This window comes from Synechococcus sp. RedBA-s (genome assembly GCF_024345495.1).
GTDB lineage: Bacteria > Cyanobacteriota > Cyanobacteriia > PCC-6307 > Cyanobiaceae > Regnicoccus_A.
Map to the genome: position 1 here is coordinate 119,644 of NZ_JAGQBF010000001.1, position 21,570 is coordinate 141,213.

Annotated in this window: 21 protein-coding genes; 8 read left to right on the plus strand and 13 right to left on the minus strand. The window is 67.8% G+C overall.

The window, feature by feature from the left end:
* Window positions 1–27: 27 nt before the first annotated feature.
* Both uvrA and KBY67_RS00550 read left to right on the plus strand, forming a co-directional pair.
* The gene (gene uvrA, locus KBY67_RS00545; RefSeq protein ID WP_255107472.1) at window positions 28–3,048 is read left to right on the plus strand and encodes an excinuclease ABC subunit UvrA; all 3,021 of its coding nucleotides are present in this window, start codon (window positions 28–30) and stop codon (window positions 3,046–3,048) included.
* A gap of 55 nt (window positions 3,049–3,103) precedes the next feature.
* Entirely contained in the window at window positions 3,104–4,654 is a 1,551-nt protein-coding gene (locus tag KBY67_RS00550) for an alpha/beta hydrolase (RefSeq protein WP_255107474.1), read from the plus strand.
* Window positions 4,655–4,698: 44 nt separating this feature from the next.
* On the opposite strand, the gene KBY67_RS00555 is transcribed toward KBY67_RS00550, so the two are convergent.
* Both KBY67_RS00555 and purT read right to left on the minus strand, forming a co-directional pair.
* Entirely contained in the window at window positions 4,699–5,763 is a 1,065-nt protein-coding gene (locus tag KBY67_RS00555; RefSeq protein ID WP_255107476.1) for an LCP family protein, read from the minus strand.
* 63 nt (window positions 5,764–5,826) lie between these two features.
* Window positions 5,827–7,014: a formate-dependent phosphoribosylglycinamide formyltransferase gene (gene purT / locus KBY67_RS00560; RefSeq protein ID WP_255107478.1), complete on the minus strand. Its 1,188-nt coding sequence runs from the start codon at window positions 7,012–7,014 to the stop codon at window positions 5,827–5,829.
* A 75-nt stretch (window positions 7,015–7,089) separates the two neighbouring features.
* Here purT and KBY67_RS00565 point away from each other — a divergent pair, with 75 nt between their 5' ends.
* Window positions 7,090–7,251 carry a cytochrome B6 gene (locus tag KBY67_RS00565; RefSeq protein ID WP_255107480.1) on the plus strand — a complete coding sequence of 54 codons (162 nt, stop codon included), beginning with the start codon at window positions 7,090–7,092 and terminating at the stop codon, window positions 7,249–7,251.
* A 15-nt stretch (window positions 7,252–7,266) separates the two neighbouring features.
* Here the strand turns inward: KBY67_RS00565 and KBY67_RS00570 are convergent, their stop codons facing one another.
* The 3 genes from KBY67_RS00570 to KBY67_RS00580 are packed head-to-tail and all read right to left on the minus strand — an operon-like array spanning window position 7,267 to window position 8,903.
* Window positions 7,267–7,509, minus strand: a complete 243-nt coding sequence (locus KBY67_RS00570) for a hypothetical protein (protein ID WP_255107482.1) — start codon at window positions 7,507–7,509, stop codon at window positions 7,267–7,269.
* A 49-nt stretch (window positions 7,510–7,558) separates the two neighbouring features.
* A complete protein-coding gene (gene mraY / locus KBY67_RS00575; RefSeq protein ID WP_255107484.1) occupies window positions 7,559–8,647 on the minus strand; it encodes a phospho-N-acetylmuramoyl-pentapeptide-transferase in 1,089 nt (362 codons plus the stop codon).
* 4 nt (window positions 8,648–8,651) lie between these two features.
* Window positions 8,652–8,903, minus strand: coding sequence for a DUF3134 domain-containing protein (locus KBY67_RS00580; RefSeq protein ID WP_006172708.1), 252 nt, complete (start codon window positions 8,901–8,903; stop codon window positions 8,652–8,654).
* A 71-nt stretch (window positions 8,904–8,974) separates the two neighbouring features.
* Between KBY67_RS00580 and KBY67_RS00585 the strand changes: the two genes are divergently transcribed.
* Window positions 8,975–9,238, plus strand: a complete 264-nt coding sequence (locus tag KBY67_RS00585) for a hypothetical protein (RefSeq protein ID WP_255107486.1) — start codon at window positions 8,975–8,977, stop codon at window positions 9,236–9,238.
* Window positions 9,239–9,242: 4 nt separating this feature from the next.
* Window positions 9,243–10,484: an argininosuccinate synthase gene (locus KBY67_RS00590; protein WP_255107489.1), complete on the plus strand. Its 1,242-nt coding sequence runs from the start codon at window positions 9,243–9,245 to the stop codon at window positions 10,482–10,484.
* Here KBY67_RS00590 and KBY67_RS00595 read toward each other — a convergent pair.
* The 4 genes from KBY67_RS00595 to KBY67_RS00610 all read right to left on the minus strand — a co-directional run bounded on the left by KBY67_RS00595 (window position 10,469) and on the right by KBY67_RS00610 (window position 12,902).
* Window positions 10,469–10,912, minus strand: coding sequence for a hypothetical protein (locus KBY67_RS00595; protein ID WP_255107492.1), 444 nt, complete (start codon window positions 10,910–10,912; stop codon window positions 10,469–10,471). The two genes, KBY67_RS00590 and KBY67_RS00595, sit on opposite strands and share 16 nt — an antisense overlap.
* 70 nt (window positions 10,913–10,982) lie before the next feature.
* Window positions 10,983–11,336 carry a 30S ribosomal protein S6 gene (gene rpsF, locus KBY67_RS00600; RefSeq protein WP_255107494.1) on the minus strand — a complete coding sequence of 118 codons (354 nt, stop codon included), beginning with the start codon at window positions 11,334–11,336 and terminating at the stop codon, window positions 10,983–10,985.
* Between the two features lie 115 nt (window positions 11,337–11,451).
* Window positions 11,452–11,922 carry a Tic20 family protein gene (locus KBY67_RS00605; RefSeq protein WP_255107496.1) on the minus strand — a complete coding sequence of 157 codons (471 nt, stop codon included), beginning with the start codon at window positions 11,920–11,922 and terminating at the stop codon, window positions 11,452–11,454.
* 62 nt (window positions 11,923–11,984) lie between these two features.
* A complete protein-coding gene (locus tag KBY67_RS00610) occupies window positions 11,985–12,902 on the minus strand; it encodes a shikimate dehydrogenase (RefSeq protein ID WP_255107497.1) in 918 nt (305 codons plus the stop codon).
* A 154-nt stretch (window positions 12,903–13,056) separates the two neighbouring features.
* Between KBY67_RS00610 and dnaK the strand changes: the two genes are divergently transcribed.
* Window positions 13,057–14,976, plus strand: a complete 1,920-nt coding sequence (dnaK, locus tag KBY67_RS00615) for a molecular chaperone DnaK (RefSeq protein ID WP_255107499.1) — start codon at window positions 13,057–13,059, stop codon at window positions 14,974–14,976.
* A gap of 64 nt (window positions 14,977–15,040) precedes the next feature.
* Here the strand turns inward: dnaK and pstS are convergent, their stop codons facing one another.
* The 3 genes from pstS to psbQ form a co-directional block, all read right to left on the minus strand.
* Window positions 15,041–16,051: a phosphate ABC transporter substrate-binding protein PstS gene (pstS, locus tag KBY67_RS00620; protein ID WP_255107502.1), complete on the minus strand. Its 1,011-nt coding sequence runs from the start codon at window positions 16,049–16,051 to the stop codon at window positions 15,041–15,043.
* A gap of 67 nt (window positions 16,052–16,118) precedes the next feature.
* A complete protein-coding gene (locus KBY67_RS00625; protein WP_255107505.1) occupies window positions 16,119–17,189 on the minus strand; it encodes an FAD-binding oxidoreductase in 1,071 nt (356 codons plus the stop codon).
* A gap of 62 nt (window positions 17,190–17,251) precedes the next feature.
* Window positions 17,252–17,749, minus strand: coding sequence for a photosystem II protein PsbQ (gene psbQ, locus KBY67_RS00630; RefSeq protein ID WP_255107507.1), 498 nt, complete (start codon window positions 17,747–17,749; stop codon window positions 17,252–17,254).
* A 114-nt stretch (window positions 17,750–17,863) separates the two neighbouring features.
* Between psbQ and purU the strand changes: the two genes are divergently transcribed.
* Together purU and KBY67_RS00640 are read left to right on the plus strand one after the other, a co-directional pair.
* Window positions 17,864–18,718, plus strand: coding sequence for a formyltetrahydrofolate deformylase (gene purU / locus KBY67_RS00635; RefSeq protein WP_255107509.1), 855 nt, complete (start codon window positions 17,864–17,866; stop codon window positions 18,716–18,718).
* A complete protein-coding gene (locus tag KBY67_RS00640) occupies window positions 18,715–19,992 on the plus strand; it encodes an O-antigen ligase (protein WP_255107511.1) in 1,278 nt (425 codons plus the stop codon). Before purU ends, KBY67_RS00640 begins: the two co-directional genes overlap by 4 nt.
* Here the strand turns inward: KBY67_RS00640 and KBY67_RS00645 are convergent.
* On the minus strand, window positions 19,964–21,547 hold the full coding sequence (locus KBY67_RS00645) for a radical SAM protein (RefSeq protein WP_255107618.1): 1,584 nt from the start codon (window positions 21,545–21,547) through the stop codon (window positions 19,964–19,966). The genes KBY67_RS00640 and KBY67_RS00645 overlap by 29 nt on opposite strands.
* Window positions 21,548–21,570 lie beyond the last annotated feature (23 nt).

The window sequence follows — 21,570 nt, forward strand, 5'->3', positions numbered from 1 at the left end:
TAGACTCCAGGCTGTCAGGGTTGCTGAATGCCCCGCGCCAGATCCGGCTCCGGATCCAAGAGCCCCGCCACCAATGGAGAAGGCCCCGAAGCCCTGTCCGGCCTGGCCACCACCTCCGGTCTTGATCCCAGCGCTCTCCTCAACGGCGGCAGCCTTGAGGATGTGATCCGGGTGCGTGGCGCCCGTCAGCACAACTTGCGCAACGTTGATCTCACCCTGCCGCGGAACCGCCTGGTGGTGTTCACCGGCGTGAGCGGCAGCGGCAAGAGCTCCCTCGCCTTCGACACGATCTTCGCCGAGGGACAGCGCCGCTACGTGGAGAGCCTTTCCGCCTACGCGCGCCAGTTCCTCGGCCAGGTGGACAAGCCTGATGTGGATGCGATCGAGGGGCTCTCACCGGCGATCTCGATCGACCAGAAATCCACCAGCCACAACCCCCGCTCCACCGTCGGCACCGTCACCGAGATCCAGGACTACCTGCGCCTGCTGTTCGGCCGCGCCGGTGAGCCCCACTGTCCCCAGTGCAACCGCTCGATCCGGCCCGAGAGCATCGACGAGATGGTCGATCGGATCGCCACCTTGCCGGAGGGCACCCGCTATCAGCTGCTGGCACCGGTGGTGCGGGGCAAGAAGGGCACCCACACCAAGCTGCTCTCCGGTCTGGTGGCCGAGGGCTTTGTCCGTGTGCGCATCAACGGCGAGGTGCGGGAGCTCTCCGACAACATTGAGCTCGACAAGAACCATGCCCACAACATCGAGGTGGTGGTGGACCGGCTGGTGGCGCGCGAGGGCATCAACGAACGCCTGACCGATTCGCTGCGCACCTGCCTCAAGCGCGGCGATGGCCTGGCCCTGGTGGAGGTGGTGCCCAAGAGCGGCGAGGAGCTGCCAGAGGGCATCGATCGCGAACGGCTCTATTCCGAGAATTTCGCCTGCCCGGTGCACGGCGCCGTGATGGAGGAGCTCTCACCCCGGCTGTTCTCCTTCAACAGCCCCTATGGCGCCTGCCCCGACTGCCACGGCATCGGCCATCTGCGCCAGTTCACCCTGGAGCGGGTGGTGCCCGACCCCTCCCTGCCGGTGTACGCCGCGATCGCCCCCTGGAGCGACAAGGACAACAGTTATTACTTCTCCCTGCTCTTCAGCGTGGGCGAGGCTTTCGGCTTCGAGATCAAGACCCCCTGGAACCAGCTCAGCGACGAGCAGCGCCAGGTGGTGCTCCACGGCAGCGAGGAGCCCATCTCCATCCAGGCCGACAGCCGCTACCGCAAGAGCGAGACCTACCAGCGGCCCTTCGAGGGGATCCTGCCGATCCTGGAGCGCCAGTTGCGCGACGCCAGTGGCGAGTCGGTGCGCCAGAAGCTGGAGCAATACCTGGAAATGGTGCCCTGCGGCACCTGCCAGGGGCTGCGCCTGAGGCCCGAGGCCCTGGCGGTGCGGGTGGGGCCCTACGCCATTCATGAGCTCACCGCCGTGAGCGTGGCCGACACGCTGGAGCGGATTGAGGCCTTGATGGGGGTGGCTGAGGGGGCCGACCCCCTGCTGAAGCCCCGTCAGATCCAGATCGGCGACCTGGTGCTGCGGGAAATCCGCATGCGCCTGAAGTTCCTGTTGGATGTGGGTCTCGAGTACCTCAGCCTGGACCGGCCGGCCATGACCCTCTCCGGGGGAGAGGCCCAGCGCATCCGCCTGGCCACCCAGATCGGCGCCGGCCTCACCGGCGTGCTCTACGTGCTGGATGAACCCAGCATCGGCCTGCACCAGCGCGACAACGACCGCCTGCTCAACACCCTCTTCAAGCTGCGCGACCTGGGCAACACCCTGATCGTGGTGGAGCATGACGAGGACACCATCCGCGCCGCCGATCACCTCGTGGACATCGGCCCCGGAGCCGGTGTGCACGGGGGCCACATTGTGGCCGAGGGGTCGCTGCAGAACCTGCTCGAAGCCAAGGACTCGCTCACGGGGGCCTATCTCAGCGGTCGCCTCTCCATTCCCACTCCCGCCGAGCGGCGAGCCTCCGGCAGCCGCAAGCTCACCCTGGTCAACTGCCGCCGCAACAACCTCCTGGGCCTCAACATCGACATTCCCCTCGGCCGCCTTGTGGCTGTCACCGGGGTGAGCGGCAGCGGCAAGAGCACCCTGGTGAACGAGCTGCTGCATCCGGCCCTGGAGCACAAGCTCGGCATGCGGGTGCCCTTCCCCTCCGGCCTCGAGGAGCTGCGCGGCATCCAGTCGGTCGACAAGGTGATCGTGATCGACCAGAGCCCGATCGGCCGCACCCCCCGCTCGAACCCGGCCACTTACACCGGCGCCTTCGATCCGATCCGCCAGGTGTTCGCCGCCACCGTGGAGGCCAAGGCCCGCGGCTACCAGGTGGGCCAGTTCAGCTTCAACGTCAAAGGGGGGCGCTGCGAGGCCTGCAGCGGCCAGGGGGTGAACGTGATCGAGATGAACTTCCTGCCCGATGTCTACGTGCAGTGCGATGTCTGCAAGGGGGCCCGCTACAACCGCGAAACCCTGCAGGTGGCCTACAGGGGCTTCACCATCGCCGAGGTGCTGCAGATGACGGTGGAGCAGGCCGCCGAGGTGTTCAGCGCCATTCCCCAGGCCGCCGATCGTCTACGCACCCTGGTGGATGTGGGCCTGGGCTACATCAAGCTCGGCCAGCCGGCCCCCACCCTTTCCGGCGGTGAGGCCCAGCGGGTGAAGCTGGCCACCGAACTCTCCAAGCGTGCCACTGGCAAGACACTCTACCTGATCGATGAGCCCACCACCGGCTTGAGCTTCTACGACGTGCACAAGCTGATGGACGTGATGCAGCGTCTGGTGGACAAGGGCAACTCGATTGTGGTGATTGAGCACAACCTCGATGTGATCCGCTGCGCCGATTGGGTGATCGATCTGGGCCCCGAAGGGGGCAACAAAGGCGGTGAAATCGTGGTGGCAGGCACCCCTGAGCAGGTGGCTGAGCACCCCACCAGTCACACGGGCCGATATCTCAAGCAGGTGCTCGCCCAGCATCCGCCTGTGGCCATGGTGGCCTGACGGACAGGCCCGGAATCCAGCAAGGGAGATCATGGAGGTTCTCGGTTGCCTTCCTGTGTCCGCGCTCCGCTCCGCTTCGGCTGCTCCGCTGCTGCTCACCATCTCCGGGCTGCTTGGGGCGGCACTCGTCCTGCCTGTCCCGGCGCGGGCCCTGGAGCAGGTTGAGCTCCGCCTGCCTTTCCTCGAGTTCAGCTTCAGCGTCAAGCTGGAGGAGCTGAGCAATCCTGCAAGCCTGCTCAGCGGCACCAGTGATCTTGCGGAGCTGAATCAGGCCACCAGTGGTGCCGTCGGACGCCAGCTGATCGCCCTGTTCAACGCCCCCCTGCCCCTGCAGGTGCCGGCGGTGGTGAATGAAGCGGAGGGGTCCCCGATGCTCAACCAGGCGCTGCTGCTGGTTTCGGCCCTGGGGGGCATTGATGGATTGCCGGCCCAGTTCAACGGCAACGACCTCTCCCGGGTGCTCGACAAGGCGGCGGCCCAGGGACCCCTGACCATGCTCAGCGTGATGCGGACGTTGCCGGGCAGCACCGCCTCGGTGGACCTGGGTCGGGCTCTGTTCGCGGTGCGACGGCTGGCCTCCCAGCAGCAGCCGGCAGACCGCCTCCTGGCCGGCAGGACTCCAGCCAGCGTCAGCCCGGCCCTCAGCCAGCCCGGCCCCCTGACGGTGGAGCGCAAGCTGATCACCCTGCCGGCCCCCCACCGGCCCAAGCCCCTGCAGGTGGTGCAGATCAGCCCAAGCCAAGGGGCGAATGGCCGTCTGGTGGTGATCTCCCACGGGCTCTGGGACGCTCCGGAGAGCTTCGAGGGCTGGGCCAGCCACCTGGCCAGCCACGGCTACACCGTGCTGCTTCCTTACCACCCCGGCAGTGATCAGGGTCAGCAGCAGGCGATGCTCTCCGGGAAGGTGCCGCCCCCCGGGGGCGAGGAACTGCGCTTGCGGCCCCTGGATGTGTCGGCGGTGATCGATGGCGCCGCGGCGGGTCTTGGAGGTCTGTCCACCCGGCTGAACACCGATTTTGTGGTGGCGCTCGGCCAGTCGTGGGGCGCCACCACCGTGTTGCAGCTGGCGGGGGCCAAGCCGAACGACTTGCGGCTCAAGGAACGCTGCGACGAGGTGCTCAATCCGGAGCGCAATCTCAGCTGGGTGCTGCAATGCAGTTTCATCGGCACGGCCAATCAGGCCGCCCTGGCCGATCCACGGGTCAAGGCAGGCGTGGCCGTGAGCCCGCCGATGTCGCTGCTCTTTGACACCGGAGCGAGCCAGAGGATGAATGCCCGGGTGCTGCTGGTCAGCGGCAGCCGCGACTGGGTGGTGCCGCCTGATCCAGAGGCGATCCGGCCGATGCAACTGGCGGCCGCTCGCGGAGAACGCGGCCATCGCCTGGTGCTGGCGCAGGGGGGTGATCACTTCAACCTGCGCTCCACCCTTCCTGAGGGAGGGGGCTCGTTGCGCGGGCTGCTGCTGGCCTGGACCAACGGGGCCTTTGCCGCCGGTGACGCCGTTCTCCCCGCCCCCGGCGCGCCCGATCTGCTGCCGGCCAATGGCTGGGGCGATGTGACCGTACCGCTGGTGGAGTTCTCACCGGCCCAGTTGGGAACCCCCTGAAGGGGGAGATTCCAAAACCGGAAGACGAGTGGATCCCGCTGGGCTCAGGGGCTGGATCCCGCTTCGCCTGATGGCGTTTGTCCTGATCCCGGTTCGCCGGTGTCCGGCTCCAGGGATGCGGCGTGCTGGGTGTTGAGGTCCGGCATCCAGTAGCTCAGGTCGTCCTGCCAGTAGAGGCGCCCCGCCAGCCGATCGGTGCTGAGCTTGGTGCTGCCCAGCTTGCTGATCAGATTCCCCAGTTCCAGGGGAGAAAGATCGGTGCTGATGTCGTTGCCGGCGATGCGGAGCAGCTCCGGCAGGCGGGTCACGGTGCTGGGTTGCGCCAGCTTGCGGAACACTTCCCGGAAGACGATCTTCTGCCGCTCCAGGCGGCCGATGTCCCCCAGTTCATCGTTGCGGAAGCGCAGGAAGCCCTCCAGGTCCTTGCCCTTGAGCAGCTGCACTCCCGGGTAGAGATCGATGTACAGATCCTGGCGACTGTCGGTGTAATACATCCGCTTCGGGACATCCACCTCGACACCCCCGAGGGCCTCGGCGAGGTTCTGAACGGAGTCCAGATTCACCAGCAGGTAGCGGTCCACCGGAGTGGTGAGCAGGGAGGTGAGTTCCTCCTTGACGGCCTCCACCCCACCGGAGGCATAGAGGGCATTGGCTTTGAGCACGCCGAAGCGCTTGGATTCGATGAAGGTGTCGCGCGGCACCTGGGTGAGCTTGGTGGTGCCGTCTTCGATGTTGACCACCAGCATCACATCGGTGCTGCCGCTGATCTGGTCGGAGCCCAGGATCAGGATGCGGTGCTGATCCATGGGTAGCGCCGGTACCAGCTTGCCCAGGAAGGGCGCCGAGTCGCTCAGGGCCGCCAGGGCGGGACCGATCAGCCGTGGCAGTGGTCCCGCCAGGCCATAGCCCAGGCCGATGCCGCTGGCGAAGGCCACCAGAACCGCCGGGCGCAGACGGCGCAGGAGCCAACCCGTGGGTTTGGGGCTGGCCTCATCGCGACCTGAGCGGCGGTTGAGGGCCACCACCGAAGCAGCAGCTCGCTCAGCCTGCTGGGCAGCGTCGACCTTGCCTGTGGCTGGACGGTTGGGACGACGCTGGGCCTGGGCCATGGGGAATCCTGATCGCCGCACCATAAAACCGGAAACGGCCCAAAGCTAGGGTGGGAGCACGGCTCAGACTGCGGCCACTACCGCGATCCGCCCGGCGGCCCGATCCGCCCGTGCCCGCGCTTCGGCCACGGTGGCCCCGGCGGCTAGGGCCACACCCATGCGGCGATTGGGACGGGCGTTGGGTTTGCCGAACAGCAGTACCTGGGTGTCTGGTTCCGCCAGGGCCTCGGCCACTCCGGTGAAGGCCACGGCTTCAAGGGTCTGGTCCGCCAGGATCACCCGGCTGGCGGCGGCTGAGCTGGAGCGGATGGCGGGGATCGGCAGGCCAAGCACTGCCCGCAGGTGCAGCTCGAATTCGCTCAGGTTCTGCCCCATCAGGGTGACGAGGCCGGTGTCGTGGGGCCTGGGGGAGAGCTCGGAGAAGACCACCTCCTCCCTGCCGGGCTCGCCGCAGAGAAAGAACTCCACGCCGAACAGCCCGGCTCCCCCCAGCTCGTCGGTGACGGCGAGGGCCATGGCCTGGGCGGCCGCCAGCTGCGCTTCGCCGAGGGCCGCCGGCTGCCAGCTGCACTGGTAGTCGCCGCGTTCCTGCACATGGCCGATCGGTGGGCAGAAGAGGGTGGGGCCCGACCAGGACCTGACCGTGAGCAGGGTGATCTCCAGCTCGAAAGCAAGGAACTCCTCCACGATCACGCGGGCGCCTGCACCTCTGGCCCCGTCGAGGGCCGCCTGCCAGGCGGCGGCGAGACCCTCACTGGAGCGCACCACGCTCTGGCCCTTGCCCGAGGAGCTCATCACCGGCTTGACCACCACAGGCCAGCCCAGGGGAGCGGCGGCAGCCGCCAGCTCCTCGGCACTCTCGGCATAGGCGAAGCGGGCCGTGCGCAGGCCGAGCTTGCCGGCGGCCAGGTCCCGGATCCGGTCGCGGTTCATGGTCACGGCCGTGGCCCGGGCGGTGGGAATCACCGTGATCCCTTCCGCTTCGATCTCGGCCAGGGCATCCACCGCCAGGGCCTCGATTTCCGGGATGACCAGATCGGGGCGGTGGCGCCGCACGACCGCCTTGAGGGCCTCGGGGTCGGTCATGGCGATCACCTCCGCCTGATCGGCCACCTGCATCGCCGGCGCAGCGGCGTAGCGATCGACGGCGATCACCCGGCAGCCCAGCCGCTGGGCGGCGATGGCCACCTCCTTGCCCAGTTCGCCGCTGCCCAGCAGCATCAGGGTTCGCGGGAAGGGGGCGGCGGCCATGGGGCTGGTGGAGATCTCCCCTCGATCCTCGCCCCCGGCAAGGCCTGCTAGAGAAGGATTCCGCGCCCGAATGCCTTGCAGAGCCTGCTGTTCGCCTTCTCCACCGCCGGTGATGCCGAGGCCGGCCTGGTGTTCGGCTACGACATCGCCACGTTCCAGAAGTGGGCCCTGATCTACCTGGTGCTCTCCTCGCTGGGGTTCGTGGCCGTGTGGGTGGTGGGTTATCTGCGCCGCTGAGGGCCCGGGAGCCGCTCAGCCCCCAGGGATCAGGTCCAGCTGGCGCACCGGCGGCTCCTCGCTGATGAAGCCGTAGGCCTCGAACACCCCCGCATCGGGATGGGTGATGTGCTGCCCATCGCTGTGTCGCTCCAGGCTGAACCCCTCTGCGGCCATGCGCCGCATCAGGGCCGCCGCCTCCTCGAAGCGGGCCGCCATGGCCTCGAGGCTGGCGCAGTCCGCGGTCAGACCCTGCTCCTTCCAGGTGAAATAAGCCACTTCAGACTCCCGTTGTTTCAGTCACCCCCCAAGTCTGCTGCCGATTCGCTCAGGGCAGCACCAGCAGGGCCAGCAGCACCAGCAGCGCGCTGGCGGCCCAGAAGCGCACCACCACCGTCAGCTCCGGCAGGCCCCCCAGCTCGAAATGGTGGTGCAGCGGCGCCATGCGGAACAGGCGGCGGCCCTGGCCATCGGGACCCTTGGTGGCCTTGAACACCCACACCTGCAGGATCACCGAGAGCGATTCAGCGAGGAACACTCCCCCCATCAGCAGCAGTGGCCAGAGGCTGTCGCTGAGCAGGGCCACTGCGCTCAGGGCCGCGCCCATGGCCAGGGAGCCGGTATCGCCCATGAACACCCGGGCCGGATGGCGGTTGTGGGCCAAAAATCCCAGCCAGGCCCCGGCCATGGCGGCACAGAAACCGGCCATCGCCGGATCCCCCAGGGACCCCCGCAGCATCAACTGGGCTCCGAAGCCGGTGAAGACGATGGCTCCGCAGCCGGCCGCCAGTCCGTCGAGGCCGTCGGTGAGGTTGGTGGCGTTGCTCTCCGCCAGGAAGACGAACAGACCCAGGGGCAGGATCAGCAGACCGAGGGGCAGCACCCAGCCCAGGGCCAGGGAGACATCGGGGCGGATCCAGAGGCTCCACTGGGCCCAGGCGAGGAACAGGGCTGCCGCCAGGGCCTGCAGCAGTAGTTTGCCCCGTGGCGTCAGGCCGGTGTTGGTCTGGCGGGTGAGGCTGCGCCAGTCGTCGATGCCGCCGATGGCCAGGTAGGCCAGGGTGACGGCTGCCACCGCCAGCAGCCGGTCGTCGCCCGGGGCGACCAGCCCGCCCACGATCACACCCACTGGCACCGCCAGCAGGCCGCCCATGGTGGGTGTGCCGGCCTTGCCGAGGTGGCCCTGGGGACCTTCCTCCCGGATCACCTGGCCGAGCTTCAGGGATCGCAGCCTGGGCACCCCCCAGCGGCAGAGCGCCCAGCTCACCAGAGCGGCCACCACCAGCGGCGGCGTGAGCTGGGGAGCTCCGCTGAGGCCATCGCAGACCAAGCAGGCAATCAGAAGGCCAACGGCCAGTGCCAGGGCACTGGATCGGCCATCGGCTGGAGCGGCAGTGGCCCCCGCGGGGACCGACATCGAATCAATCTTCCCAGTTCTCATCCGACTGCTCATCGGCCTGGTTGTATTCCTCCTTCTCGCCCATCAGAGCCGAGAGCTCCTCTTCCTCCACCGTGCTCACATCCGGAGCGGCGGTTTCCTCATCGGCCACCAGACGGCCGCTGCTCTCCAGCCAGCTGAGCAGATCGGGCTCATCCCGCAGGGGCAGCACCGGTGCCGGCTCATCCCGCCGGTAGCGGGTGAGCGAGGGGTTGATGCTGTCGAGGGTGCTCATGGAAAGCCTGTGAAGCGTGCAACCGTTGGACGCCGATCGACCACCATAAGCCAGCACCTCGAACCCTTCCCTTGGCCGACGGCAAACTCCCATCGCTGCTGCTGGGCTGGAGCCTGGCCCTGCTCATCAGTGCCCTGCTGGTGTGGGCGGGCCAGCGCTGGCCAGAGCCCCTGGAGGTGGTGTCGTGGCAGGTGTGGGCTCTGGTGCTGATCCCACCGCTGCTGATGGGGCTCTGGATCGCCAGCCGCTGGAGAGGGGTGCCGGCCGCGGCCATGCACCCAGGCGGTGACGGTGACAAGGGACAATCCTGCAACAGCTCACACGCACAGGACTGAGGGGATGGCACAGGAGCAGGTCGCCAGGGCAAAGCGGGTGGTGCTCGCCTACTCCGGCGGGGTGGACACCAGTGTCTGCATTCCTTATCTCAAGCAGGAGTGGGGCGTGGAGGAGGTGATCACCTTCGCCGCCGACCTGGGCCAGGGCGATGAGTTGGAGCCGATTCGCCAGAAGGCCCTCGACTCCGGCGCCAGTCAGTCGATCGTGGGGGATCTGATCGAACCCTTCATCCGCGAGTTCGCCTTCCCCGCCATTCGCGCCAATGCCCTCTACGAGGGGCGATATCCCCTCTCCACCGCTCTGGCGCGGCCCTTGATCGCCCGCCGCCTGGTGGAGGTGGCCCGGGAGCTGGGGGCCGATGCCGTGGCCCATGGCTGCACGGGCAAAGGCAACGATCAGGTGCGCTTCGATGTGGCCATCGGCGCCCTGGCCCCTGATCTGAAGGTGCTCACCCCGGCGCGGGAGTGGGCCATGAGCCGTGAGGACACCATTGCCTACGGCGAGCGCTGCGGCATCCCAGCGCCGGTGAGCAAAAAGAATCCCTATTCGATCGATCTCAACCTGCTGGGCCGCAGCATCGAGGCGGGTCCACTGGAAGATCCGATGGTGGAGCCCCCCGAGGAGGTGTTCGCCATGACCCGCTCGATCGCCGACACCCCCGATGAGCCCCAGGTGGTGGAGATCGCCTTCGAGCAGGGCAACCCGGTGGCGATCGATGGCCTTGCCCTCGATCCGGTCAGTGTGATTCGCCGCGCCAATGAACTGGCCGGCCTCCACGGCTTCGGCCGCCTCGACATCATCGAGAACCGGGTGGTGGGGATCAAGTCCAGGGAGATCTACGAAACACCCGGTCTGCTGCTGCTGATCCGCGCCCACCAGGAGCTCGAGAGCCTCACCCTGGCCGCCGACGTGGTGCGCTACAAGCGCCAGATCGAATCCAGCTGGGCTGATCTCGTCTACCAGGGCCTCTGGTTCGGTCCGCTCAAGCAGGCACTGGATGGCTTCCTGGATTGCACCCAGGCCACGGTGAACGGCGTTGTGCGCCTGCGCCTGCACAAGGGCAATGCCGTGGTGATCGGCCGCTCCAGCAGCAGCGACAGCCTCTACGTGCCGGCGATGGCCACCTATGGCAGCGACGATCGCTTCGATCACCGGGCCGCCGAGGGCTTCATCTATGTGTGGGGCATGCCCACGCGCCTCTGGGCCGCCAGCCGGCGTCAGGGCTCAGCTCAGGGCGGGGTTTGACGACTGAGCCAGCGTCGGGAGAAGGCCCGCAGTGGAGCGAAGGCGCCCGCCTGTTGGGTGGCCGAAGGCCCTGGCCCCTGCTGCTCCTCAGGAGCTGGCGGCGGGGGCGGTGGTGCCGGAGGCAGCAGGCGTCGCGCCTGTTCCCTGAGGGCGTGATTGTCCTGGGCCAGCAACTGCTGCTGATCCAGTAGGGGCTGCAGGCGCTGATGAAATTTGCGCTCGAAGATCTGGGGCAGATCCCTGATCAGTTCCTCGAGGTCCACCAGCTGACGCCGTGCCCGCTCCAGGTCCTTCTGGCAGGTGTGCAGCTGGGTTCTGGTGGCATCCAGCTCCAGCCGAGACTCCCTCAGTGCAGCCCTGAGACGGACTTCCAGTTGCTCAGGCACCGGCGACGGCGGCTCCCCTGGTCTGGAGAGGTCCTCAACCATGGGCGTCCCAGGGGGATGTTGGCCAACCCATCATCCCCAGCCCAAGGCCGATCCGTCGATGCCCGCTGGCTCAGCTCTCGACGGCCACAGCTTCAGCCGCTGCAGGGGCGCTGCGGGGAGTGGGCAGCGGACCGTCCTGCTTGACGGTGAGGTAGCGGATCACGTCTTCGCTGAGGCGCATGGCCCGCTCCAGCAGTGCCACCTGCTGACCGTCGCCGTCGTGGTTGAGCTGCACGTAGATGCCTTCGCGGTGCTTGGCGATCGTGTAGGCCAGGCGGCGCTTGCCGCGCATCTGACAATCGAGCACTTCAGCGCCGGCTTCGGTGAGCAGATCGCGGTACTTGGCCACATGGGTCTCCACCTCTTCCTCCGGGATGTCCGGACGAAGGATGTACATGGTTTCGTAGTAAGGCTTCTGCGACATGGCGGCTGAGGCTCCGTGATGGGCTCGTGGGAGGCCGGCGGCAGGGCGCTGCCAGCAACGGATCGACCAGCCTACCTGCCGGTCTCCTCCCCTCAGGAGCTACTGCCACTGGGGGTCAGTAGAGCTGCATCCGCACCGCTTCCGAGACCGTGGGGATGTCGGCTTCGCGGCCCCGGATGCTCTGCACCACCGAGAACACCACCAGCAGCAGGGTGGCCAGGAACACGGTGTTGCTGAGGGTGTTCAGGGCAAAGCTCTCCTTCCCCAGCGGCCGCAGAAGAATGTTGAAGGCCAGCTCCACCAGGATCAGCACGATGTCGATCAGGATCGCCTGCAGCACGTTGAAGCGGATGAAGTAGGGCACCCGGGCATTGCGCACCACCGCCAAAAACAGCACCAGGAACAGCAGGAAGCCACCGAAGGGAATCTGCTGCTGCAGCGCCATCAGCGGCAGGGCCGGCAGCACCAGCCACTGCAGGGCGGGCACCAGTCTGAACAGGGCCTCACCGAAGGGCACCCCGTCACTCCAGGGCAGCAGATAGGCCAGCGCGGCCAGGAGCCGTTGCCAGAGCGGGGGGCCTTCCATGGATGGGGTACGCAGGGGCTGCACACCGACCAGGCTAGGGGGATAGTCCCCGTCGCCCGGGATCAGGCGCTGGGAAGCTGATCGAGGGCGGCCTGGCGCATCGCCGCCAGCGGCAGCGTCTTGGCCGTGGTGTGGCCTGGCTCAGCCCCTGGCTCAGCGAGCCAGAGCAGCAGGGCGGCGGCCCCCTGCTGCACCAGCATCTCCAGGCCATCGAGCACGCCGCAACCCCGCACACGGGCCTCCTGCAGCAGGCGGCTGGGGCGGGGGGTGTAGATCAGGTCGTAGATCAGGCTTTTGGGGCTCAGGGCGTCGAGTTCAGCTGGATCCAGGGGGCAGGCGCCGGCGTTGGCTGCCATGCCCACCGGGGTGGTGTGGACCACCAGATCAGCCTGGGCCAATGCCCGGCGGAGATCGCCGCGCTCTGTGGCCAGCGCCGGCCAGGCCACCCCATTGAGCTGCGGTGCCCAGGAGCCGCACTCCGCCAGGAACGCCGCCAGGGCCTCGGGTCGCCGTCCGGCCAGCTCAATGCGCTCCACGCCCAGCTCCACCAGGGCCGCCACCACGGCTCGGGCGCTGCCGCCGCAGCCCAGCACCAGGGCCCGGCCCACGGCGGTGCCACTGGCCCGGAGCGGAGCCAGGAACCCCTCCACGTCGGTGTTGGTGCCCAGCCAGCCTCCGCCTTGGCGCCGCACCAGGGTGTTCACGGCCCCGACCCGCCGGGCCAGGGGGGTGAGTTCCGCCGCCAGCTCCGCCACCGCCCGCTTGTGGGGCAGCGTCACGTTCAGCCCGCGGCAGTCGATGGCCTCCAGGGCCCGCACCACCACAGCCAGATCACGGGCCTGCACCGGCAGCGCCAGGTAGACCCAGTCGAGGCCCAGCTGCCGCAGGGCGGCGTTGTGCATAGCCGGTGAGAGGGAGTGGCGCACCGGATCGCCGAGAACGGCCAGAAGCGAGGTGTGGGCTGAGATCTCAGGGGGCATGGCGGCTGGGGTCTGGGGCGATGCCGGCAGCGAAATGTACGGGTCTGAGCGCCGCCCGCCCGCCCACTGTTCGGAAACCACACCTCGCCTGCAGTGGCCCCCACTGCTGAAGATGCATGGGACAGAACAATCCATTCAAAGGAGGTGAGAACCCATGGGCAAGGTTGTCGGTATTGACCTAGGCACGACGAACAGCTGCGTGGCGGTGATGGAGGGCGGCAAGCCCACCGTGATCGCCAACGCCGAAGGGTTCCGCACCACACCATCGGTGGTGGCCTACACCAAGAACCAGGATCAGCTGGTGGGCCAGATCGCCAAGCGCCAGGCGGTGATGAACCCGGAGAACACCTTCTACTCGGTGAAGCGCTTCATCGGCCGCCGGGTCGATGAGGTGACCGAAGAATCGAAGGAAGTGAGCTATGGCGTCGAGAAGGCGGGCGCCAATGTGAAGGTGAAGTGCCCGGTGCTGAACAAGCAGTTCGCCCCTGAAGAGGTGAGTGCCCAGGTGCTGCGCAAGCTGGCCGACGATGCCGGCAAGTACCTCGGTGAAACCGTCACCCAGGCGGTGATCACGGTGCCCGCCTACTTCAACGACTCCCAGCGCCAGGCCACCAAGGATGCCGGCAAGATCGCCGGCCTTGAGGTGCTGCGCATCATCAACGAGCCCACGGCGGCGGCCCTGGCGTATGGCCTCGATCGCAAGAGCAATGAGCGGATCCTGGTCTTCGACCTGGGCGGCGGCACCTTCGACGTGTCGGTGCTGGAGGTGGGTGATGGCGTCTTCGAGGTGCTCTCCACCAGTGGTGACACCCACCTGGGCGGCGACGACTTCGACAAGGTGATCGTCGATCACCTGGCCGCCAGCTTCAAGGCCAACGAAGGCATCGATCTGCGCCAGGATAAGCAGGCCCTGCAGCGCCTGACCGAGGCGGCCGAGAAGGCCAAGATCGAGCTCTCCAGCGCCACCCAGAGCGAGATCAACCTGCCGTTCATCACGGCCACTCCCGAGGGTCCCAAGCACCTCGATCTCACCCTCACCCGGGCCAAGTTCGAAGAGCTGGCCTCCAAGCTGATCGACCGCTGCCGCGTGCCGGTGGAGCAGGCCCTCAAGGACGCCAAGCTCTCCTCCTCTGAGCTCGATGAAGTTGTGATGGTGGGTGGCTCAACCCGCATCCCCGCCGTACTGGAGCTGGTCAAGCGGGTCACCGGCAAGGATCCCAACCAGACGGTGAACCCCGACGAGGTGGTGGCCGTGGGTGCCGCCATCCAGGGCGGTGTGCTGGCCGGTGAGGTCAAGGACATCCTGCTGCTGGACGTCACCCCGCTGTCCCTGGGCGTTGAAACCCTGGGTGGCGTGATGACCAAGATGATCACCCGCAACACCACCATCCCCACCAAGAAATCGGAGGTGTACTCCACCGCCGTGGACGGCCAGACCAACGTGGAGATCCACGTGCTCCAGGGGGAGCGGGAACTCGCCTCCGACAACAAGAGCCTGGGCACCTTCCGCCTCGATGGCATTCCGCCGGCCCCCCGCGGCGTTCCCCAGATCGAAGTCACCTTCGACATCGACGCCAACGGCATCCTCAGCGTCACCGCCAAGGACAAGGGCAGCGGTAAGGAGCAGAGCATTTCGATCACCGGGGCCTCCACCCTCAGTGATAACGAGGTGGACAAGATGGTGAAGGATGCCGAGGCCAACTCGGCGGCCGACAAGGAGAAGCGCGAGCGCATCGACCTGAAGAACCAGGCCGAAACACTCATCTACCAGTCGGAGAAGCAACTCACCGACCTGGGCGACAAGGTAAGCGCCGAAGTCAAAACCAAGATGGAGGAGAAGCGCCAGCAGCTCCAGGAGGCCGTCGACAAGGAGGACTACGAGGCGATGAAGACCCGTTTCGAGGAGCTTCAGAAGGAGCTCTACGAAGTGGGCGCCTCCGTCTACCAGCAGGCCGGCGCTGAAGCCGCTGCCGGCGGCGCTGAACCCGGTGGCAATGGCTCTGCCGGTGCCACTTCCTCCTCAGGTCCCAGCGCCGATGATGTGATCGACGCGGAGTTCACCGAGAGCAAGTGATCCCTTGGTGAATCAGGGAAGGGCGGCTTTTGTTGCCACCCTTCCCTGATTCACCTGGCAGGACTCATTTGCCGATACTGGCCACGGCTTCCTTGGCTTTGGTCACCACTTCGGGGGGCAGGCTCACGTAGCCCAGTTCGGGGGCCAGTGACTGGGCCTTGGGAGAGAGAGTGTGCTCGAACACCTTCTGGAGCAGGGCGGTCTTGTCACCGTTGCCGGTTTTGTAGAGCAGGATCCAGGTGAAGGTCACGATCGGGTAGCCGACGGCCGGATTGGGATCGCTGCCCACCAGCTCAGGACCGATGTCGATCGAGCCCAGGGCGGTGCTGGCGGTTTCGTTGGTGGGCTTGAGCATGTCGCCCTTCTTGTTCGCCACGGCCGCCGCCTGGAGTTCTCCCTGCACGTAGGCGGTTTCCACATAGCCGATACCGCCGGGTGTCTGCTTCAAGGTGGCGGCGATGCCTTCATTGCCCTTGGCACCCACGCCGGTGGGCCAGGCCACCGACTTGGCCGCCCCGGGTCCGCTCTTCCACTCGTCGCTGAAGGCCGCCAGGCTGTTGGTGAAGTTGTAGGTGGTGCCGGAGCCATCGGAGCGGTGTACCACGTTGATCGGCTTGTCGGCGCAGCCCAGATCCTTGTAGTTCTTGATCTTGCCGAGGAACACCCCCACCACCTGCTTCTGGCTGAGCTTGAGATCACAGCCGGGCAGGTTGTAGGCCACGGCGATGGCGCCCGCCGTCATCGGCACCTGAACCACGCCTCGTTTGACCTTGGCGATGTCGTCCGCCTTCATCGGCGCGTCGGAGGCACCGAAATCGATGGTGCCCGCCACGAACTGACGCACGCCAGCCCCTGATCCCACCGACTGGTAATTGACGTTGATGCCCTCGCTGGCCAGATCCTGGAACCAGCGCTGATAGATCGAGGCCGGGAAGGAGGCTCCTGCTCCATTGAGGCTGCCGGTGACGCCGCCGCCACCACCACTGCCTCCCCCGCAGGCGGAGAGGGCCAGGGTGAGGCTGAGCCCCACGGCCGTACAGACCGGGGCGAGGGAACGGGGCTGGCTGTGTTTCATGGTGGGGAGAGAACGCTTGGGGCCTGCAGTCACCCGGCGACGCTATCCAGCCATCTCCCCGCAGACGTTAACGACAGGTAAGGGAACCTTCGATCTGCCCCAGGGCCCACTGGGCTGAGGCCGGCGCCAGCAGCACACCATTGCGGTAGTGACCGCTGAGTAGCAGCAGCCCTGGTTCCAGTGGCTCCAGCAGGGGGGCCGGTCGGCCGATGGGCCTGGCCCTCAGGCCTTGCCAGTGGCGAGCCACGGCCGCCGACCTGATCCAACCGCAGCCCGGGGCTGCGCTGGCGAGCTGCCGCATCGGCTCCAGCAGCGTCGGCTCGGCTTGATCCCCCGGCTCCAGGGTCGCCCCCAGCCACAGTCCTCCGCCGGGACGGGGCACCAGGTTGAGGCCCTGCCACACCACAGGACAGGGCCAGGGGATCGGATCGCTGGTCACCAGCTCCAGGCACTGGCCCAGGACCGGCTCCATCGGTCGCTGGTGCCCCAGGGGTGCCAGCAGCGCCTCGCTGGCCAACCCTGCTGCGACCACCAGCCACGCAGCCTCGCTGGCCGGGGCGGCCCCGTGGCCGTGCACCCTCCAGCCCGCCGGCTGCCGCTCCAGTTCCAGCACCCGATCGCTTATCAGTTCCAGACCCCGCCGCAGGCCATCACGGCGAAAAGCGTCCATGGCGGCCAGGGGATCCAGCTGTCCGTCCTGGGTCGAGTGGAGCCCGCCCAGGTTGCCGTCGCCGCCAGCGAGGCCCTGCTCCTCCAGCCGCTCAGGGCTCCACCAGTCCAGCGGCAGGCCGAGGGCCTGGCGTTCCTCCAGCAGCCGCTGCAGCCGTTCGGCGTCGGCGGCATCCCGCGCCAGCAGCAGCAGGCCGGCCTGGAAGGGGATGGGGCAGCCGCGCCCGGCCAGTTCCTGGCGCCACTGCTCCCAGAGGGCGAGGGAGGCCTGGCGCAGGTGCCAGGCACGGCCCCGGCTGCGCTGAAACACCTGGGCCATCAGCACCCCAAGGGCTGCGGCACTGCCACTGCGGCACTCACCAGGATCTGGCCCGTGGGCATCGGGGGCGATTAAGCACACCCGATGCCCACGGCACTGCAGCAACCAGGCGGTGGCCAGGGCGACGATGCCTCCACCAATCACCAGCACCGAGCTGGTTCGTTCAGCGATGGACCTCTCCGCCGGGTATCCCAGATCCGGCCGGCTGGCGCTCAGCCTGCGGAGCCGCTGGGCAGGGCGGCCGCAGGGAGCACTTCGGCGTAGGAGCCGAAGCCGCTGGCCACCTTGATGTAGCCCTTGCGCAGCCGTTCTCCGTCCTGGAGACGGGCGGCCTCATCGAGCTCGGCGAGGGCGCTCTTGAGTTGGTTGGCTAGGGCCGTGGCCCCGGCGCGGTCGGCGGGCAGGAGGCGCTGGTTGATGTACAGCATCTCGCGACCCACTTCCTGCATCGGGCCGTGGATCAAGTTGCGGGTGAACACCCAGTTCTTGCCGTTCACCAGGGAGGCCAGCTCGGGCAAGCGATCCTTGGCGGCGAGGAAGCCTTCGGCCTGCCGCTGGATGATCGCCATGTCGGCGGGGCTGATGCTCGGGGGTTTTTTGGCCTGGCCGCCACCGCAGGCCACCAACCCGAAACTGAGCACCACGGCGAGGGCCAGAAGGGCCAGCCGCCGCAGGGAATCGCGAAGGGTGGAAACCAGCTGAGCGGCCATGGCGAACAACGAAGTAAGAAGCGACTGTACGCCGCACCTTCATTGCCGTCTGCCCTGCAGGCGACTGGCTGGGGAGCGCCGGGCACAATGCCCTTCGGACAGGCCCCGGTGCCGATGAGCGTGCCCACAGCGATTCTGCAGGTGATCTGCCCCGACCGCCCCGGCCTGGTCAGTGAGCTCTCCGGCTGGGTGGCGGGCAACGGCGGCAACATCCGCCACGCCGATCACCACACCGACGCCGGTGCCGGGCTGTTCCTCAGTCGGATCGAGTGGCAGCTGGAGGGTTTCGGACTGCCACGGGAGGCGGTGGCGCCGGCGGTGAAGGCCCTGGCACAGCGGCTCGGCGGCGAGGGCCAGCTGCACTTCTCCGACGCCGCCACCCAGGTGGCGATCTTCGTGAGTAAGCAGGATCACTGCCTGGTGGATCTGCTCTGGCGCACCCGGGCCGGGGAGTTGCCGATGCAGGTGCCGCTGGTGATCTCCAATCACCCAGATCTGCAGGCGCTGGCGGAGAATTTCGGGGCACGTTTCGTTCATCTGCCGGTGCTGCCCGCCGCCAAGGAAGAGGCTGAGCGGGCGCAGTTGCAGCTGCTCGACGACCACGGCATCGAGCTGGTGGTGCTCGCCAAGTACATGCAGGTGCTCAGCCCCGAGTTCCTCTCCCGCTTTGACGCAGTGATCAACATCCACCACTCCTTCCTTCCCGCCTTCCAGGGCGCTCAGCCCTATCACCGGGCCTGGGAGCGGGGCGTGAAGCTGATCGGGGCCACGGCCCACTACGTGACCGAGGATCTCGACGGCGGACCGATCATCGAGCAGGCCACCGTGCCCGTGAGCCACCGGGATGATGTGGAGGACCTGATCCGCAAGGGCCGGGACATGGAGCGGCTGGCCCTGGCCCGGGCCCTGCGCCTGCACTTGCGCCGCCAGGTGATGGTCTACCGGGGTCGCACCGCCGTGTTCTCGTGAATCAGCCATGGTTGGGGCGCCTTGATGCGGCCAGGCCCGAAGGGGCTTCGCCCCTGGGATGGCGCTGCTTCCAGCTGGGGTTGCTGCTGCTGGCCAGTTCGGCCCTGCTGGCTGGCGCGCTGCTGCTGGTGGCCCTGATCCTCGGCTGCCACCAGCGCCTGCCCTGGTGGCGGGATCGCGTCAACCAGGTGCTACTGCTGGTGTCAGCGCTGATGGTGCTGGGCTGTTTCACCGCCTCCAGTGGCTGGCTGGCCTGGGTGGGCCTCGGCAACTGGCTGCCCTTCTTCTGGGCGTTCTGGGGGTATCAGCCCTATCTGGCCTCGGCCCCGGCCCGCCGCCGGGTGGCCCTCTGGCTGGTGGCCGGCACCGTGCCGGTGATCGTCACTGGCCTGGGACAACTGTTCTGGGGCTGGAGCGGCCCGTTTCAGATTCTGGGGGGAGCGATCATCTGGCACCTCAAGGCCGGTGGCAACCCACCCGGGCGCCTGGCCGGCCTGTTCGACTACGCCAACATCGCCGGAGCCTGGCTGGCCCTGGCCTGGCCCTTCGCCCTGGCGGCCCTGCTGCAGCGCCCTCAGCCGTGGCTCAAGCGCCTGCCGGCGCTGCTGATTACAGTGGGCCTAGTGGCTGCCGTGGCCCTCACCGACTCCCGCAACGCCTGGGGGGCCCTGGTGCTGGCGCTGCCGCTCGTGGTGGGGCCAGCCCGCTGGATCTGGTTGCTGCCCTTGTTGCTGCTGCTGTTGATCCCCGTGGGGCTGGCCAGTCTCCCGGGGGTGCCGCTGCTGCTGCAGGCCCCGGCCCGAGCCCTGGTGCCCGAGGCAGTCTGGGCCCGTCTCAACGACTTCAAGTTCGCCGGCGAGCGCGACCTGGCCAGCACCCGTCTCAGCCAGTGGGGTGTGGCCGTGGGGCTGATCGCCGAACGGCCCTGGTTCGGCTGGGGTGCCGCGGCTTTCAGCGTGATTTATCCCCTGCGGACGGGCCTGTGGCATGGCCATCCCCACAACGTGGTCATCGACCTGGCCCTGAGCCATGGCCTGGCCGCGGCGGTGATGGTGGTGGCTCTGGTGTTCTGGCTGCTCATCTGGGCAGCGCGCCTGGGAATCGCCGCAGCTCCGGTTTTCGATCGCGCCTGGTGGGCGTCGGCCCTGGTGCTGGTGACGCTGCACGCCACTGACATCCCGATGTACGACAGCCGCATCAACATCGCCGGCTGGGTGCTGCTCTGCGGCCTGCGCGCCTACTCCCTCAACCCGCAGCCGCGCCAGCAGGGCTGAGCTCGCCGACCGCCAGGGCCTCCTGGCGGTGCCTGGCCAGGGTGGCCTTGGGCAGTGGCCCCTCCAGGTGCTCCCAGGGCAACACCCGATCCGCCTCCCAGACGCCATGGATCGTCTCCTGCCAGGACGGCAGTAGCGGCAGGTTTCCCTCCCTCTGCTCGCAGACGCCGCGGTAGGCGGCCTTCCAGCCGCCCTGACTGCTGTGGCGGCCGCGCACGGCGGCGATCACGGCGGCCAGGCGCCGGTCGCTGCGGGAGATCAGGGCCTGGATCACACTCCAGCCGTAGCTCTCAGGCCGCAGCTCGATGCCTTTGGGTTTGAGCCGTTTGGCCAGGTGTTTCAGCCGCTTTTCCGCCTCGGGCCGCAGCGGTTCCCACTGGAAGGGCGTGTGGGCCTTGGGCACGAAACTGCTCACCCCCAGGCTCAGGCGCAGGCCGGGGGTGGCTTTTTTCAGGGCCAGCAGCAGATCGGCGGTGGCTTCGATGTCGTCATCGTCTTCGGTGGGCAGGCCGGCCATGCCGTAGAGCTTCAGGCCGCTGAGCCCTCCTTCTTTGGCGTAGCGGGCCGCCGCGAAGATCTCCTCGCCGCTGAGCTTCTTGTTCACCACCTGGCGCAGGCGATCACTGCCGCTTTCGATCGCGATCGTGAGTGATTTGCTGCCCCGCCGGGCCAGGATCCGCCCCAGCTGTGGGGTCACCGTGGCGGCCCGCACCGAACTGACGCTCACCCGGGTGTCATCGAAGCGGTCCTGGTCGAGCCAGCTCAGCAGGTCGGCGAACTGGGGGTGTTGGGTGACCGAGGCCCCCAGCAGCCCCAGCCGGCGGGTGGCCCCCAGGCCCGCTTCCACCGCGGGGATCAGGCCGTCGTCCAGCGACGGGGTTCGGAAAGGCAGGGTGAGGTAGCTGGCCAGGCAGAAGCGGCAGAGTTCGGGGCAGCTGCGCACCACCTCCACCATGTGAATCGAGGGCCAGGCCGCCTCGGGGGTGATGACAGTGGAGTGGCTGAGGGTGTTGCCCCGCCAGGTCTGCTTGGCCACGGTCGCCGGGATGCCGGCCTCTGTTGGCTCGACTCCCAGCAGGCGACCATCGGAGTCGTAGCGGGGGGAGTAGAGCGCCGGCACGTACACACCCGGGACCATGGCCAGGGCGCGTAGCCGCTCGGCTCTGGGGGCCTGCCGGCGGGCGATCACCGCCTCCACGAAGTCGGGCAGCAACTGTTCGCCGTCGCCCAGCAGGACGGCATCGAAGAAGGGGGCCAGGGGCTCGGGGTTGGCGGTGAGCACCGGCCCGCCCCCGAAAACGATCGGATCGTCTTCACCCCGTTCCTGGCTCCAGAGCGGAATGCCCTGCTGCTCCAGCAGATCCAGCAGCACCGGCCCATCCAGTTCCCAGCTGAGGGAGAGCCCGAACAGATCGCAGTGGCGGTGGGGGGGATCGCCCCGGTCGGTGAACAGTCGCCGCACATCCAGGTCGGACCGCCGTGCCAGGGTCGCCCAGACCACCTGAAAACCGAGGCTGGTGATGCCCACGGAGTAGGTGCTGGGGAAGGCCAGCACGGTGCGCAGGGCGTCTGAAGCCG

What these genes read in the sequence shown, in the direction of transcription:
- uvrA (WP_255107472.1), top strand. Translation starts at nt 28, where the DNA reads ATGCCCCGCGCCAGATCCGGCTCCGGATCCAAGAGCCCCGCCACCAAT.
- KBY67_RS00555 (WP_255107476.1), bottom strand. Translation starts at nt 5,763, where the DNA reads ATGGCCCAGGCCCAGCGTCGTCCCAACCGTCCAGCCACAGGCAAGGTC.
- purT (WP_255107478.1), bottom strand. Translation starts at nt 7,014, where the DNA reads ATGGCCGCCGCCCCCTTCCCGCGAACCCTGATGCTGCTGGGCAGCGGC.
- mraY (WP_255107484.1), bottom strand. Translation starts at nt 8,647, where the DNA reads ATGTCGGTCCCCGCGGGGGCCACTGCCGCTCCAGCCGATGGCCGATCC.
- KBY67_RS00580 (WP_006172708.1), bottom strand. Translation starts at nt 8,903, where the DNA reads ATGAGCACCCTCGACAGCATCAACCCCTCGCTCACCCGCTACCGGCGG.
- KBY67_RS00590 (WP_255107489.1), top strand. Translation starts at nt 9,243, where the DNA reads ATGGCACAGGAGCAGGTCGCCAGGGCAAAGCGGGTGGTGCTCGCCTAC.
- KBY67_RS00595 (WP_255107492.1), bottom strand. Translation starts at nt 10,912, where the DNA reads ATGGTTGAGGACCTCTCCAGACCAGGGGAGCCGCCGTCGCCGGTGCCT.
- rpsF (WP_255107494.1), bottom strand. Translation starts at nt 11,336, where the DNA reads ATGTCGCAGAAGCCTTACTACGAAACCATGTACATCCTTCGTCCGGAC.
- KBY67_RS00605 (WP_255107496.1), bottom strand. Translation starts at nt 11,922, where the DNA reads ATGGAAGGCCCCCCGCTCTGGCAACGGCTCCTGGCCGCGCTGGCCTAT.
- KBY67_RS00610 (WP_255107497.1), bottom strand. Translation starts at nt 12,902, where the DNA reads ATGCCCCCTGAGATCTCAGCCCACACCTCGCTTCTGGCCGTTCTCGGC.
- dnaK (WP_255107499.1), top strand. Translation starts at nt 13,057, where the DNA reads ATGGGCAAGGTTGTCGGTATTGACCTAGGCACGACGAACAGCTGCGTG.
- pstS (WP_255107502.1), bottom strand. Translation starts at nt 16,051, where the DNA reads ATGAAACACAGCCAGCCCCGTTCCCTCGCCCCGGTCTGTACGGCCGTG.
- psbQ (WP_255107507.1), bottom strand. Translation starts at nt 17,749, where the DNA reads ATGGCCGCTCAGCTGGTTTCCACCCTTCGCGATTCCCTGCGGCGGCTG.
- purU (WP_255107509.1), top strand. Translation starts at nt 17,864, where the DNA reads ATGAGCGTGCCCACAGCGATTCTGCAGGTGATCTGCCCCGACCGCCCC.